Consider the following 15,166-nt stretch of genomic DNA (forward strand, 5'->3'; position numbering starts at 1 on the left):
GTCGAATGCTCCGCTCAGGATCTTAGTGGGCTGCTGGCGTGGCCGCGTGGATGGCCGACCACACGCGATGCGGCGTGGCCGGCATTTGCAGGTCGGTCACGCCGAGCGGCGCGAGTGCGTCGATGATCGCGTTGATCACGGCCGGCGGCGAGCCGATTGCGCCCGCTTCGCCGCAACCTTTGACGCCGAGCGGATTGTGCGTGCACGGCGTGCCTTTCGCGGTTTCCACGGTGAAATCCGGCAGGTCCGACGCGTGCGGCATTGCGTAGTCCATGTACGAGCCGGACAGCAATTGGCCGCTTTCCTTGTCGTATACGCAGCGCTCCAGCATGGCTTGTCCGATGCCTTGCGCGAGGCCGCCGTGCACCTGGCCTTCGACGATCATCGGGTTGATCACGTTGCCGAAATCGTCGACAGCCGTGAACTGCTGGATTTCGCACACGCCCGTGTCCGGGTCCACCTCGATCTCGCAGATGTACGCGCCCGATGGATAGGTGAAGTTGCTCGGGTCGTAGAACGCGCTTTCTTCCAGGCCCGGTTCGAGCACTTCGAGCGGATAGTTGTGCGGCACATACGCGGCGAGCGAAATCTCGGCGAAGGCCTTGGTGCGATCCGTGCCGGCGACGCGGAATACTCCGTCCTTGAACTCTATGTCTTCCGCCGCGGCTTCGAGCAGATGCGCAGCGATTTTCTTCGCCTTGGCTTCGATCTTGTCGAGCGCCTTCATGATCGCCGAGCCGCCGACCGCAATGGAGCGCGAGCCATAGGTGCCCATGCCGAACGGAATGCGACCGGTGTCGCCGTGCACGATTTCCACGCTTTCGAATGGGATGCCGAGCCGGTCTGCGACCACTTGCGCGAAGGTCGTTTCATGCCCCTGGCCGTGACTTTGCGAACCGGTGAACACAGTCACGGAGCCTGTGGGATGCACGCGGATCTGGCCGACTTCGAAGAGACCTGCGCGCGCACCCAGCGCGCCCGCAATGTTCGACGGTGCGAGACCGCATGCTTCGATGTAGCAGGAGTAGCCGAGGCCGCGCCGCTTGCCGTTTTTCTCCGATTGCTGGCGACGCGCTTCGAAGCCTTTCACATCGGCGAGTTCGAGCGAGCGCGCGAGGATCGCTTCATAGTCGCCGGTGTCGTAGGTGAGGCCAACTGGCGTCGCGTAAGGAAATTCGCGGATGAAGTTGCGGCGGCGAATCTCAGCCGGGTCGATCTTCAATTCGCGCGCGGCTGTTTCGACCAGACGCTCCACCACGTAAGTCGCTTCCGGGCGGCCCGCGCCGCGATAGGCGTCGACCGGAACGGTGTTGGTGAAGACGGCCTTCACTTCGGCGTAGATGGCGGGCGTCGCGTATTGGCCGGCCAGCAGCGTCGCATACAGGATGGTCGGCACGCTCGAGGCGAACGTGGACAGATACGCGCCCATGTTCGCGATGGTGTGAATGCGCATGCCGAGAAACTTGCCGTCGGCGTCGATCGCGAGCTCCGCTTTCGTTACGTGATCGCGGCCATGCGCGTCCGACAGAAAGGCTTCGGAGCGCTCGGCCGTCCACTTCACGGGGCGGCGGATTTTCTTCGACGCCCACGTGAGCGCGACGTCTTCGGCGTAAAGGAAAATCTTCGAACCGAAGCCGCCGCCGACGTCCGGCGCAATCACGCGCAACTTCGATTCGGGCAACGACAGCACGAAAGCGGCCATCAGCAGGCGCTCGACGTGCGGATTCTGGTTCGCCACGTAGAGCGTGTAGCTGTCGTCCTGCGCCGAATAGCTTGCGTTCACCGCGCGCGGTTCGATCGCGTTCGGCACGAGGCGGTTATTGACGATGTCGAGGGTGGTGACGTGTGCTGCTTTCGCGAAGGCGGCGTCGGTTGCCGCCTTGTCGCCGTGGCCCCAGTTGTAGCAGACGTTGTCCGGCACTTCATCGTGAACGGCCGGCTGGCCGGGGTCCGCTGCATGCGCGGTATCGACCACGGCGGGCAGCACGTCGTAATCCACTTCGATCAGCTCCGCCGCGTCTTTCGCGGCCTTGATCGAATCCGCGATCACGAGGGCGACCTGATCGCCGACGTGACGCACTTTCGTATGCGCGATGATGGGATGCGGCGGCTCGTTCATCGGCTTGCCGTCGGTGCTATGGATGAGCCAGCCGCACGGCAGGCCGCCGACGTTCTCCGCCGCCATGTCCTTGCCGGTGAAAATGGCGACCACGCCGGGCGACTGTTGCGCCGCTGTGGTGTCGATGCTGTTGATCTTCGCGTGTGCGTGCGGCGAGCGCAGAAAGACTGCGTAGGTTTGCTGCGGCAGCAGGATGTCGTCGGTGTACTGGCCGTTGCCCGTGAGGAATCGATAGTCTTCCTTACGTTCGACGGAAGCGCCGATCAGGTTGTGCGTTTCGGGGGCGTTCATCGTCGGCTCCTCAGGCGGTGGCTTGCGCGGTGGAGGCTGCGGGGGCGTTCGCGCTGGTGCTCGCTGCCGGGTTTGCCGCGCTGCCTGCCGTGCCGGACGACTTCATGCCTTCGGCCCCTTCGAGCACCGCTTTCACAATGTTGTGATAGCCGGTGCAGCGGCACAGATTGCCGTCGAATTGCGCGCGGACGTCGTCGCCAGTGAGATTGGGCTGACGCTCCACCAGCGAGATGGCGCTCATCACCATGCCGGGCGTGCAGAAGCCGCATTGCAGACCGTGGCAGTGCTTGAACGCGGCTTGCATGGGATGCAGCGCACCGTCTTTGGCGAGGCCTTCGATGGTGGTGACGCGCGCACCGTCTGCTTGCGCTGCGAGGATGTTGCACGATTTGATCGCGCGCCCGTCCAGGTGGACGGTGCACGCCCCGCACTGGGCCGTATCGCAGCCGATGTGGGTGCCGGTGAGGCGCAGTTGATCGCGAAGGAACTGCACAAGCAGGGTGCCGGGCTCGACTGAAGCGCTGATGGGCGCGCCGTTCACCGTCAGACTAATGCTGATCGCCATGAAGTCGTCTCCTGATTGGGGGAAACCGGACCGCTTTTCTTCTGCCTTCAGCCTGCCTGTTCGTTCCGATCCGGTCGGGGTACTGCGGTTTTTATGAGTCTGCCGAAAAGTAAAGCACAAATTGGGCGGGGGCGCTATGAGGGGTTTTTTGTCGGGGGCGGGGTTTTGAACCGCTCGGCCTGTCCTTCGCCGCGTTCCGCCCCACCACGCGCCGTAGCGGGCGGCATGACGCTGCCGGCTTTGCCCCCGCCGCGTTTGTCTCTCGGTGCTCGAGCCAGAACCGCGTTCCGCCGTAAAACCCCTACGGGAGGGACGGTCCTGTTCACAGATCTACTCCATGTCCGAATAGACCTATGCGCCGTGAATGAGACTTTCAGTTTTCATACCGATGACTCAGTGGAAAATTCTGAAATGGACCGCTCGTGTCTTTATTGGCTTGTATGCACCTTACGCCTGCGGCAGACTCAACCCGCCGTCGATCGAGTTTCCTTGAAGATGTCCGCAATGTCACCTGCTTACGCTGAAGATGTTGAGCGGAGTGCCCTGACTTCGAAGGCAGACGCGTTATTTTCTGCCTCTTGCGTGGCCGAGGCGGCGAGTATTTACGAGCTCGTATTAGCCACGGAGCCCGGCAATGTCCATGTGTTGCATCAGATGGGACTGGCATGTGCACGCCTAAACAAGATTGTGGAGGCGTCGGCGTATCTGGAGCGTGCTCTACGGCTCGAACCTGAGCGCGGCGACCTTTTGGAGCATGCCGGTCTAATTGCGGCAATGAGAGGCGACTACGCAAATTCAGAGCTGTTCTATCGTCGTGCGCTCAGTCTTATTGGAAGCACAGCGACGCTGCATCGCAACCTTGCGGACTGCCTGCGGCTGCGCGGGCGTCTCGAAGAAGCGAAGGCGGAGTACATAAAGGCGATCACTAGAGAGCCAGAGTTGCATCACGCAGTTCGCGCAGTTGCACAGATAAGTACTGACCTCGGCGAATCGGACGATGCAGCCGCCTTTTGGCTACGAGCCTTGGCAATTGACAACTCGTCTTTAAAGGATGGCATCGACGCACTGCTTGTCTTTGGAAAGGTCAAGCAGGAATTACCGCTTTCGCGACTAGTGTCAGAACTCCGCATGCGGCATGCAACTGACGCAACCGCATTGGAGGCACTGTGTCTTGCGTTGTATAGAACTGACCGCTTCGCTGAAATGTTCAGTGTTGCACGTCAGGGGATCGCCCTTGACTTGCAAAGCGTCTGCCTGCATCGATATGCGGCGCATGCTTTGAGTGTCCGTGGTTACGTTAAAGAAGCCATGGCATACAGCGCAGAAGCCGTGCGACTACAACCGGCCGACGAGATATCGCAATTCCAGCATGCCGAGCTGGAAATCAACGCCAGCAACTATGAGGTCGGGTGGTCCCGGCACAACCTTTTCTACAACACGCCGCTGGCCCGTAGTACCCGCGTCTTTCCGGAGTCCCGGATTTGGGAAGGTGAGCCGGTGAACGGGCGCACGTTTCTGCTTGTCGGCGAACAGGGGCGCGGCGATGAAATCCAGTTCGTGCGCTTTGCCGAGTGGTTGCATCAGCAAGGCGCGGTGGTCGATGTACTCGTCAGTGAATCCGTCGCTGTAATCGCGCGCAGCATGACAGGTGTTCGCTCAGTTCTGACGCGTCTGCCGCAAGGCCCCTACGATTACTGGAGCCATATGCAGCGAATGCCTGAGCACATGGGGCTGAGGCTGTCCACATTGCCTATTGCAATGCCATATGTCGCCGCACCGCCTCACCTTATTGCCTTTTGGAAAGCGCGGCTTGAAGCACTAGCGCCGTCAGTGAACCGGTCAGGGAAACTCAGGGTCGGTATTGTTTGGGCCGGTGGTCCGCACTCTGCACTAGACCGCTTCCGCTCCATTGATATCCACGCGCTGAAACCGTTATTTTCGGTTCCCGGAACCACTTGGTTCTCGCTGCAAAAAGGCGAGCGGGAGCGTGAAGGCGAAGCGCTGACAGATGCATTTGATTTCCACACGCTCGGCCCGGTCATTGAGGACTTCGGTGACACGCTCGCAATACTCGCGACATTGGACTTGGTGGTGTCCGTCGACACGTCGGTGGCACATCTGGCCGGTGCCGCCAATCTGCCGGTTTGGGTCCTGGTGCCAGCCTATGCGCAATGGAGATGGCTCCAGGAGAGGACCGATAGCCCTTGGTATCCATCGATGCGACTGTTTCGCCAGCGGGAGCTGGGTAATTGGGACTCCGCCATTGGAGAGGTGCGAGCCGCGCTGGAGGAGCGACACCTGAAAGCAAGCGAAAAGTCGCCCGACCGATAACCGGAAGTCCAGGCATGGCAGCTTATCGATGACTTGCCTGATCGGGGACGCCAGCTCGCCGCTTTGAGCCAGCGTCCGCCATAGGCCCAGGGCCTTCGAGCGCTCGTGAGTCACCTGTCAGAGAGCTGACGCCACGCTGCGCCTGTCCATCGCGCCTGAAGGATACGTGCGGCTACCAGGCCCGAGGGCGACGGAGACGGCGTGATCGAGTTCTCATAGCCATCATTGCGTCGCCCAGAGTCAACGTGTTCGAGTCGAAACCATTCACACCGCCAACTTCGACCGTCTCCTCGAATACCCAAAATAAATCACCATCCCCACCACCAGCCAAACCACGAACGCCACCCACGTCACTGCCTTCAGATTAACCATCAAGAACAAACAGGAAGCGATAGCGAGTACCGGCACGACCGGCACACCCGGGCAGCGGAACGCCCGCGGCAATTCCGGATGCGTCTTGCGCAAAACGAGAACCGCAATCGACACCATCGAAAACGCCGCCAGCGTGCCGATATTGATCAGCTCCGCCAACACATTCAATGGCACCAGCGCGCCGATCAGCCCGAAGAAAATGCCCACCAGCCACGTCGTGAAGAATGGCGTCGCAAAGCGTGGATGCACGCGCGAAAGGCGCGCAGGCAACAAACCGTCGCGCGACATTGCGAAAATGACGCGCGTCTGGCCGTAAGCCATCACCAGGATAACGGTCAGCATGCCGAGCACGGCGCCAAGGTCGATGAAGCCCGCCACCCACTTCTCGCCCGCAACCTGCAACGCGTATGACACCGGGTGCGAGATTTTCGCGAATTGCGCCGAAGGCACGATGCCCGTCACGACGGCGGCCACCGCGACGTACAACACTGCGCACACGCCGAGCGATGCAATGATGCCGACTGGCAAATCGCGCTTCGGATTTTTCACCTCCTCGGCGGCGGACGACACCGAGTCGAAGCCGATGAACGCGAAAAACATCACCGCAGCCGCGCGGAATACGCCGTTCCAGCCGTTCGGCATGAACGGGTGCCAGTTTGCAGGCGTTACGTGAAACACGCCGACGACAATCACGAGCAGCACCACCGTCACCTTGATCGCGACCATCAGGTTGTTGATGCGTGCCGATTCGCGCACGCCCACCGACAACAGCGCGGTGATCGCCATCATCACGAGGAATGCCGGCAGGTTGAAGAATGTTTCGTGACCGTCCAGGCCGCCCGGCGCGGCTCGCAGTGCGTCGGGCAACGCGACGCCGAAACCGGACAGCAGCGATTGCAGATAGCCCGACCAGCCGACGGAAACCGCCGACGTCGCGAGCCCGTATTCGAGCATCAGGTCCCAGCCGATGATCCACGCTGCGAGTTCGCCAAGCGTCGCATATGAATAGGTATAGATGGAGCCCGCGACCGGAATCGTCGACGCGAACTCCGCATACGCGAGCGCCGCGAAGCCGCACGCAACGGCTGCGGCCAGGAACGAAACCATCAACGCCGGGCCGGCCTCGACGGCGCCCGTGCCGGTCAGCACGAAAATACCCGTGCCGATAATGGCGCCGACGCCGAGAAACGTCAGGTCGAGTGCGCCGAGCGCTTTCTTCAGGCCGGCGCTCTGGGCGCTTGTCGCGAGCATGTGCTCGACGCTCTTTTTGCGGAAAAGGGACATTGGCGGGGGTCTCCAGTAGTGCACGCGTGTTGCGCGCCGAATGTCGGAAACCCGCAATTTTAGCGGATGCGCGCGTGCGCCTCGTTGGGACGAGTCTGGAAATGGGAGGAACCTGGCGGGTGTGGCGCCGTGGCGGCAAAACGGCACGACGCCGCAGGCAAAGCCGCACGAGCGCCGCCACAGCGGGCGTTCAGCCCGCCATCGCCGGATTCAGGTCGACGAGGCGGTTGCTCATCACGTAGAAAGTGAGCTCGGCGTTGTTGCGCAGCTTCATTTTCTCGAGCAGGCGCGTGCGGTACACGCTCACAGTCTTCACCGACAGCGACAGCGCCTCGGCAATGTCCGTCAGCCGTTTGCCCGACGCGAGCATGCACAACGTCTGGTATTCGCGGTCGGAGAGCTTTTCGTGCGGCATCTGCTCGCCGTCGAACGAGACGTAGTCGGCGAGCGCCTCGGCCATCGCCGGACTCACGTATTTGCGGCCGGCCGCGACCTGCTGGATCGCGCCGATCATCTGCGCGGCGTCGACGGTCTTCGACAGGTAGCCTGCCGCGCCCGCTTTCAGCGCGCGCACCGCGTACTGATCCTCGCGATACATCGAAAACATCAGCACGGCCACGCGCGGCGCCTTGCGTTTCAGACGCTTGAGCACTTCGACGCCGTTCATGTCCGGCAGCGAAATGTCCAGCAGCACCACGTCGTAGCCGTGGGCAGCGACGGCGTCGAGCGCCTCGGCGCCGGTCTGCGCCTCCGTGACTTCGCGCGCGACGCCGCGATCCAGCAACAACTGACGCACGCCCTGGCGAACCACGGCGTGATCGTCGGCGAGAAGGATACGCAGGCTCATGACGGCTCGCTCACGATTGCGCGGCCCGCAGCCCGGCAGGCTGGGTGTCGGCGAGCATGGCGTCCCACGCGAAGCGCGCCCGCACGAGCGTGCCGCGCGCACCGTCGCCCGCACCACGCCGCGCCTGGCCGGGGCCCTGTGGTTCGGCGCGCCGGGCGCTCACGCACAGTGTGCCGTCGAAGGCGGCGCAGCGCGCCTTCATCCCGCTCAGGCCGAAATGACCGCTTCGGCGCTGGGCGTGGCGTGCAATGCCCACGCCGTCGTCGCTGACGATCAGCGTCAGATGGCGGCGGCTGGTCTCGATGCGCACGTCGGCCGATGCGGCGCGCGCGTGTTTGGCAATGTTGTTCAGCGCCTCCTGCGCGACCCGGAACACGGCTAGCGCCGCGTCGGCCGGCAGCCGCGTGAGACGCACGTCGGCGCTACAGACGAAGCTCGTGCGCAACTGCGTACGAGCGGCGAATTCGCCGGTCCACTGGGCGAGCGCGCCTACGATTCCTGCTTCGAGCGCCGGCGCGTGCAACTCGGCCACTGCCTGGCGGGTCGCGGCGCAAACGGCGTCGAGCGAGCGGTTGGCCACGGCGAGCGCAGCAGAGCATTGCGCGGGAGCGTCGGCGGGCAGCCACGTTTCCACGCCGGCGAGCGCGAAGCGCGTCGCAGTCAGCTCGGCGCCCACGCCGTCATGCAATTCTCGGGCGACGTGGCGGCAGGCCGCTTCCTGCGCCTGCACGAGTTCGGCCGACAGTTCGCGCACCCGCGCGCGCAAACGCGCCAACTCGCGCTCCACCGTCGCAGAAGCCGATCCCGAGGCCGATCCTGATGCCGACGCCGGATCGGATCGAGCCGCGCGAGCTCCGCCGCCATCACGCGGCAACGAAGCGGGAACAGGATTGGTGAACCGGACGACAGTCGGCGTATCCATGACTTTCTCTCAGAAAGCAGCGTGGACAGCGAAAGAGGGGCGCGTGGGCGCCGCGAGGACGAAAGAACGCATAAGGTCTCTGGCCTCCAGTATGGCCGTATCAGGTCAGCACGACGGTAAAACACTACGGTGCAAGGTAACGAAATTTACATTCAGTAACAAGCAGGTCGTACCATGAGCGGCGGTTGAAGCGACGAACGGTGCGCCGCGATCATATCTTAAAAAAAAGAAAAAAGCAGTCCCAGCAAGGGTTAGCGCCCTTATCTCACGCACTGCTTGAGGTGGGTCAGTGTTTGTTTTGTAGGAAGAATGCCGACAGCAAATGTCAAATGTACGACTTCAATTTGTAACGGCGAAAAAAAAGGAGCCGGATGGCTCCTTTCCTCGGGCGCGGCAGGCGCCGCGAAAAGTCCGGCTTAGCCGACGAACGCCTTCTCGACCACATAGTGGCCCGGCGCGTTGTTGCTGCCTTCCTGGAAGCCCATGTCGTCGAGCAGCTTGCGCGTGTCGCGCAGCATGTGCGGGCTGCCGCAAAGCATCACGCGGTCGTCTTCCAGCGAGAAGCCCGGCACGCCGAGGTCGGCGAAGAGCTTTTCGGTTTCGATCAGTTCGGTAATGCGGCCGCGGTTCTGGAACGCTTCGCGCGTGACCGTGGGGTAATACAGCAGCTTTTCCTGCACCAGTTCGCCGAGGTGCTCATGCGCCGGCAGATGGTCGGTGATGTATTCCTTGTACGCCAGTTCGTCGACGAAACGGCAGGTGTGCGTGAGGATCACGCGCTCATAGCGGTCATAAATGTCCGGGTCTTTGATGATCGACATGAACGGCGCGAGGCCCGTGCCGGTGGACAGCAGCCACAGCGTCTTGCCCGGCAGCAGGTTGTCGGCCATCAGCGTGCCGACCGGCTTTTTGCCGATCAGAACCTGGTCGCCAACCTTCAGATGCTGCAGACGCGACGTGAGCGGGCCGTCCTGTACCTTGATGCTGAGAAATTCCAGATGTTCTTCGTAGTTCGCACTGGCGAGGCTGTACGCGCGCAGCAGCGGCTTGCCGTCGACTTCGAGGCCCACCATCGTGAACTGGCCGTTTTCGAAACGGAACGACGGATCGCGCGTGCAGGTGAAGCTGAAAAGCGTATCGGTCCAATGATGGACGCTCAGGACGGTTTGTGAATTCAGGTTGCTCATGGCTTCGTGGATAGTGCGAAAACAAAGGCGGCCAGTCGTTCAAGCCGGCCGGCGCGGCAAGGGCGATGCTGCGCCCACCCGCTGACGGGAATGGCGCGCAATCCGCTATTTTAACGCGCCCGCCGCCGCCGGGCCGGGACGCGGCGATTGAGCGCGACGCCAGTGGGCCAGAAAGCGGACCACGGGGCGGATCAAAAAACGAATCGAAAGCAAATCAGGTGCTCGGGCGGCTGTTGTTCACCGCCGCTCGTCTAGCTCGTCAAACGGGTTACTGGTGCGGGAAGCGCCGGCGCAGGATCTTGCCGGTCCGGCCGGTTCCCGCCGGGTCCGGTGACGGAAGTACGTGGCGTAATCGCAGCCGCGCATCACCAGCGGTACGGCGATGGACGAGCACCGCGCAGGGCGGCTGCCATCAGCTGACCGGCCGACCGGCTGGCGCCGGGTAGGCGCGCCGCGCGGGCAACATTTTCAGGATGATACCCAAACCTGCCGTGCGGTGCAGCATAGACCCTGCCAATAAAGCAGGCAAACGCGCGCGGCGCAGGCTAGGCCCCAGCCCGCCTTTCCGACAGCGACGACGCCGCCCGCGAGAGCCGCGGCGGCGCGCCGTCACTCGACGCGCAGCCGCGCCATATAGGGCAAATGGTCCGACAGCCACGCGGTTTCCTGCGTCGGCTGAATCCATTCGATCGGCTTCATGCCGCGCACGAACATCTTGTCGAGCGCGAGCGCGGGTGAGAAAGCCGGGAACGTGCGGCCCGATTCGCCGAGCAGCGTGGCGACTTCATGCAGGCCGTGTTCACCGAAAAGCGGCACCGAGTCGTTGCGCCAGTCGTTGAAGTCGCCCGCCAGCACGAGCGGGCCGTCTGGGGCTTCCTTCGCGATCCAGTGGGCAATCCAGTGCATTTGACGCAGGCGCGCGGAACGCGTGAGCGCAAGATGTGCGCACAACAAGGTAACCGAGTGTCCGCCGAAGGTCGCGCGCGCGACCAGCAGCCCGCGTTTTTCGAAGCGATGCGCGGAAATGTCCCAGCGTCCGCCCAGGTCGAGCGGATGCGGCGACAGAATGGCATTGCCGTGGCGCCACGACGGCTTGAACACGTTCGGCCCGAGCGCGATTTCCAACTGCAGCGCTCGCGCGATTTCCGTGGCCTGACAATGCCAGACATCGCTCAGCGGGTCGGTGACGGGCGCGCCGAAGCTGCTCGCCAGTATTGGCGAGGGCATGCGCCGCGCCATCGCTTCCTGGAGGAAATAGGCGTCCGCGTGGGTCGACTGAACCCAGCGCTGCATGGCTTGCCAGGCTTGAAAGCCGAGCGGCGTGCGTCCCTTGTGCAGGTTCCAGCTCACCGCCACGAAATCTTTGGGTGCTGCGCTTTCGCGGATCAATTCTTCGGGGTTTCGCATGCCGCGTTGTCCACGTGTTCTGTTTTCGGGGCTTCGATTATTCGTGCGTTGTTCACGCGATGTTCAGGTTGGCTCTTCAGCTACGTTTTTCAACTCTCTCGCGGGCGGCTCGGGGGCTGCGCGCTTGCAGCCGGTACGCAGCGAAGTCACTTGACCGCACTGGCCGCGCTGACGCCGCTGGCCGTGGTCACACCGCTGGGCGTGCTCACACCGCTTGCCGCACTGGCGGCACTCCCGGCGTTGGCGCCATTCGTCAGGTTGGCGCGCACCCGGTAGACGAGCGTCGGGTCCTTGTCGATGATCGTCCAGCTTGTCCATTGACCCACCGGCACCTTCAGACCCGGATGGCTAGCGCCCACCTGACGCGGCTGCGGCGGCAGCTTGCAGCCGGTGTCGGTTTGGCGCGCGGCGGGGTCCTCCAACGTTTCCTGGGCCTCGATGGACAGCGTCACGTCATTGCCCTCGACCCGCAGCGGCGACACCGTGAGCGTGCGCGCGAGGTCGATGCTGCCCGCCGGCTGATCCTTGCAGCCGACGTTGTGCTGCACCACCTTGTGATGCGTATCCGTGCGCGCCTGGCCGACCGTGGTGGTGCCCTCGAACGCGTCGATCTGCTGGCCGTCGCGCAACACTTGCAGTTCCCACTGCACGACCTGCTGCGCCGGCCGTTGCTGCCCGTGTGCAAGCAGCGAAGCGCCGAACAGCAGGGCCACGATACTGGTTTTCCACATAGAACACATCTCCGGTGACTGCGTCCGGCAGCCTGATGAGAGGGTCATCTTACGCCTGATGAGCGGAACGCTTTTCTGACACGTTAAACGGGGCCGGGTTCAGCAACAATGCATTTCGCAGCACGCCGGTAATGTTGGCCGCCGGCGCGCCGCTCGGCCGCCCAACGGGTCGCGAAACCGGCCACGAAACCGGCCACGAACCCGGCGGCGCACCCGGCCGCGAACCGGCCGCGAACCCGGCCGCGAACCCGGCCGTTAGCAGCAGAGCCGCACGACTGCTGGCTTGCGTCGCGATCTGTCCTCGTTAAACTGAACCTGTGACGGCGCCGACCGACGCCGCCCAGCAAGGCCAGCCAGACGGGGTGAGCAATGACAACAGCAATGGTCAAACAGGAAATTGCCGTGGCATCTTTCAGTCAGGTGTACGACCTCGACCAGGTCGAGACCGCATTGAACGATCTCGGCGAAGGCGCAAACGAGGCGTTGCGCGCAACCTACGAAAAGATGCTGAAAACCGGCAATCTGCGCTTTTGCGTCAAGCCGAACCGCATGCCGTCCATCGACGATCTGATCGACGCGCTGCCCAACTTCGCCGACCCGCTCGACGACATCCGCAAGCAGGTCGCGCTCTGTCTCGAGACGGAGGACCGCCTCGAATTGATGCCGATTCTGCTGCTCGGCGACCCCGGCATCGGCAAGACGCATTTTGCGAAGCAGTTAGCGCGCCTGCTCGGCACCGCTTATCAGTATGTCGCGATGAGTTCGCTGACGGCCGGCTGGATTCTCTCCGGCGCCTCGTCGCAATGGAAAAACGCCAAGCCGGGCAAGGTATTCGACGCGCTCGTCAATGGCAGCTATGCGAATCCTGTAATTACCGTCGATGAAATCGACAAGGCCACCGGCGACTCGCAATACGATCCACTCGGCGCGTTGTACGCGCTGCTCGAGCACGATACGGCGCACAGCTTCATCGACGAATTCGCCGAGATTCCGATCAACGCTGGGCATGTGATCTGGATCGCCACGGCCAACGACGAGCGCGCCATTCCCGAGCCGATTTTGAACCGCATGAACGTGTACGAGATTCCGCCGCCGGACCGCGAGGGCGCACGCCGCATCGCGCAGTCCATTTACGCGGAGATTCGCGGCGCACATAACTGGGGTCTGCGTTTTCCTGAACTGCTCGGCGACGCCGCCCTTGACGCGCTGAAAAACGCGTCGCCGCGCGAAATGCGCCGGGCGATTCTGAACGGCTTTGGCGCCGCGCGGATCGACGGTCGCGACGAGATCGGCGGCGGCGACATACGGCTCGATTTTGGCAACCGCCGCAGGCCGATCGGCTTCTGAGCGCCTCGTCGACATTCCCGCACCACGCTGCCACGCAGACGCAGCACAGACATCGCTGTCTGTGCGGCGTCGTACAATTTCACGCAGCGGCTGCGAGACAGTTGCAAAACGGCATTGCGTTCGGCAGCGAGCGGTGTAAGGCGTTCGTTGGCCGCATGCTGTTGCCATCTATACGGATGAACGAGGCGGCGCGCGGCGAAGTCGGCTGCGTCGAGGGACATGGATCAGATCGAATGTGTCGTGATCGGCGCGGGCGTGGTCGGGCTCGCGGTGGCGCGCGCGCTGGCGGCGCGCGGGCGCGAAGTGATCGTACTGGAAGCCGCCGAGGCGATCGGCGTGGGCACGAGCTCGCGCAACAGCGAGGTGATTCACGCGGGCATCTACTATCCGCGCGGCTCACTGAAGGCGACGCTGTGCGTGCGGGGCCGCGAGATGCTGTACGACTACTGCGTCGAGCGCAACGTGCCGCATTCGCGTTGCGGCAAGCTGCTTGTCGCAACGTCGAACAGTCAGATTCCGCAACTCGAAAGCATCATGCACAAGGGCCGCGAAAACGGCGTGCTGGACCTGATGCGCATTTCCGCGAGCGAGGCCCAGGCGCTCGAGCCGGCGCTCGAATGCGTCGCGGCGGTGTTCTCGCCGCAAACGGGCATTGTCGACAGCCATCAACTGATGCTGGCGTTGCAGGGCGACGCGGAACGCGACGGAGCGATGTTCGCATTCCACTCGCCGGTCGACGCAATCGAGGCAGCCAATGGTCGCTTCGTCGTCAAGGTCGGCGGCGAGGCGCCCGCCACTATCAGCGCCGCGTGCGTCGTCAATAGTGCCGGGCTGCATGCAAATGCGCTGGCGCGCAGGATTCGCGGACTCGACGCGCGCCACGTTCCGCCGCTCTATCTCGCGCGCGGCAACTACTTCAGCATCTCGGGGCGCGCGCCATTTAGCCGCCTGATTTATCCGATGCCGAACGAGGCAGGACTCGGCGTGCATCTCACTATCGACCTCGGCGGCCAGGCGCGTTTCGGTCCTGACGTCGAATGGGTCGATGCAATCAGCTACGAGGTCGACCCTGAGCGCGCTGAATCGTTCTACTCGGCGATTCGCGCCTATTGGCCCGCGCTGCCGGACCACGCGTTGCAGCCCGCCTACGCGGGCATTCGTCCGAAGCTCTCGGGCCCCGGCGAGCCGGCCGCCGATTTCGTCATTCAGGGACCGGCCGCGCATGGGGTGCGTGGGCTGGTAAATCTGTTCGGCATCGAATCGCCGGGGCTGACTGCGTCGCTCGCAATCGCGCAGAGGGTCTGCGAATTGAGCGGACGCGCGTGAGCGGTGCGTCGTTGAATGTCAGGCGGCGGGAGGTCGGCAAAGCAGCGAACGCGGCGAACGTAGCGAACGTAGCGAACGTAGCAAACGCGGCGAACGCAGCGAACGTAGCAAAAGTGGCAAACGTGGCAAACGTGGCAAACGTAGCGAACGCGGCGCACACGGCGCACACGGCGCACACGGCGAACACGGCGAACACGGCGAACACGGCGAACACGGCGAACACGGCGAACACGGCGAACACGGCGAACACGGCGAACACGGCGAACACGGCGATGTGGCGAACCCAGCGAACGTGGTGAACGTGGTGAACGCGACGACTGTGGGAATGCAGCGACCGCCACGAACGGCCCGAACGCCCCCCAGCACGAACGAAGCCGTAGCAATTCGCTTATCTCTATCATTTGACCCGTCACTGGCGACGGCTTCGTTGCTATGCT

At 63.2% G+C, this 15,166-nt stretch carries 11 protein-coding genes; 3 read left to right on the top strand and 8 right to left on the bottom strand.

What is annotated here, in order from left to right:
* Positions 1-22: 22 nt before the first annotated feature.
* A complete protein-coding gene (locus tag F757_RS0128335) occupies positions 23-2,410 on the bottom strand; it encodes a xanthine dehydrogenase family protein molybdopterin-binding subunit (protein WP_027214320.1) in 2,388 nt (795 codons plus the stop codon).
* Positions 2,411-2,420: 10 nt separating this feature from the next.
* Entirely contained in the window at positions 2,421-2,975 is a 555-nt protein-coding gene (locus tag F757_RS0128340) for a (2Fe-2S)-binding protein (protein WP_027214321.1), read from the bottom strand.
* Between the two features lie 495 nt (positions 2,976-3,470).
* Here F757_RS0128340 and F757_RS34240 point away from each other — a divergent pair, with 495 nt between their 5' ends.
* Positions 3,471-5,306 carry a tetratricopeptide repeat protein gene (locus tag F757_RS34240; protein ID WP_035467547.1) on the top strand — a complete coding sequence of 612 codons (1,836 nt, stop codon included), beginning with the start codon at positions 3,471-3,473 and terminating at the stop codon, positions 5,304-5,306.
* Between the two features lie 264 nt (positions 5,307-5,570).
* On the opposite strand, the gene F757_RS0128350 is transcribed toward F757_RS34240, so the two are convergent.
* The 6 genes from F757_RS0128350 to F757_RS0128375 all read right to left on the bottom strand — a co-directional run bounded on the left by F757_RS0128350 (position 5,571) and on the right by F757_RS0128375 (position 12,056).
* Positions 5,571-6,962, bottom strand: a complete 1,392-nt coding sequence (locus tag F757_RS0128350) for an amino acid permease (RefSeq protein ID WP_027214322.1) — start codon at positions 6,960-6,962, stop codon at positions 5,571-5,573.
* Positions 6,963-7,152: 190 nt separating this feature from the next.
* On the bottom strand, positions 7,153-7,809 hold the full coding sequence (rqpR, locus tag F757_RS0128355; RefSeq protein ID WP_027214323.1) for a response regulator transcription factor RqpR: 657 nt from the start codon (positions 7,807-7,809) through the stop codon (positions 7,153-7,155).
* Positions 7,810-7,819: 10 nt separating this feature from the next.
* On the bottom strand, positions 7,820-8,731 hold the full coding sequence (locus F757_RS0128360; RefSeq protein WP_027214324.1) for a sensor histidine kinase: 912 nt from the start codon (positions 8,729-8,731) through the stop codon (positions 7,820-7,822).
* Between the two features lie 416 nt (positions 8,732-9,147).
* Entirely contained in the window at positions 9,148-9,918 is a 771-nt protein-coding gene (locus F757_RS0128365; RefSeq protein ID WP_013586862.1) for a ferredoxin--NADP reductase, read from the bottom strand.
* A 609-nt stretch (positions 9,919-10,527) separates the two neighbouring features.
* The gene (locus tag F757_RS0128370) at positions 10,528-11,325 is read right to left on the bottom strand and encodes an endonuclease/exonuclease/phosphatase family protein (RefSeq protein WP_027214325.1); all 798 of its coding nucleotides are present in this window, start codon (positions 11,323-11,325) and stop codon (positions 10,528-10,530) included.
* 146 nt (positions 11,326-11,471) lie between these two features.
* Complete coding sequence (locus tag F757_RS0128375; RefSeq protein WP_027214326.1) at positions 11,472-12,056, bottom strand: hypothetical protein; 585 nt, start codon at positions 12,054-12,056, stop codon at positions 11,472-11,474.
* 369 nt (positions 12,057-12,425) lie between these two features.
* Between F757_RS0128375 and F757_RS0128385 the strand changes: the two genes are divergently transcribed.
* Together F757_RS0128385 and F757_RS0128390 are read left to right on the top strand one after the other, a co-directional pair.
* Entirely contained in the window at positions 12,426-13,403 is a 978-nt protein-coding gene (locus F757_RS0128385; RefSeq protein ID WP_027214327.1) for an AAA family ATPase, read from the top strand.
* 219 nt (positions 13,404-13,622) lie between these two features.
* The gene (locus F757_RS0128390; RefSeq protein ID WP_027214328.1) at positions 13,623-14,729 is read left to right on the top strand and encodes an NAD(P)/FAD-dependent oxidoreductase; all 1,107 of its coding nucleotides are present in this window, start codon (positions 13,623-13,625) and stop codon (positions 14,727-14,729) included.
* Positions 14,730-15,166 lie beyond the last annotated feature (437 nt).

The organism is Burkholderia sp. WSM2232 (assembly GCF_000472545.1).
Lineage (GTDB): Bacteria > Pseudomonadota > Gammaproteobacteria > Burkholderiales > Burkholderiaceae > Paraburkholderia.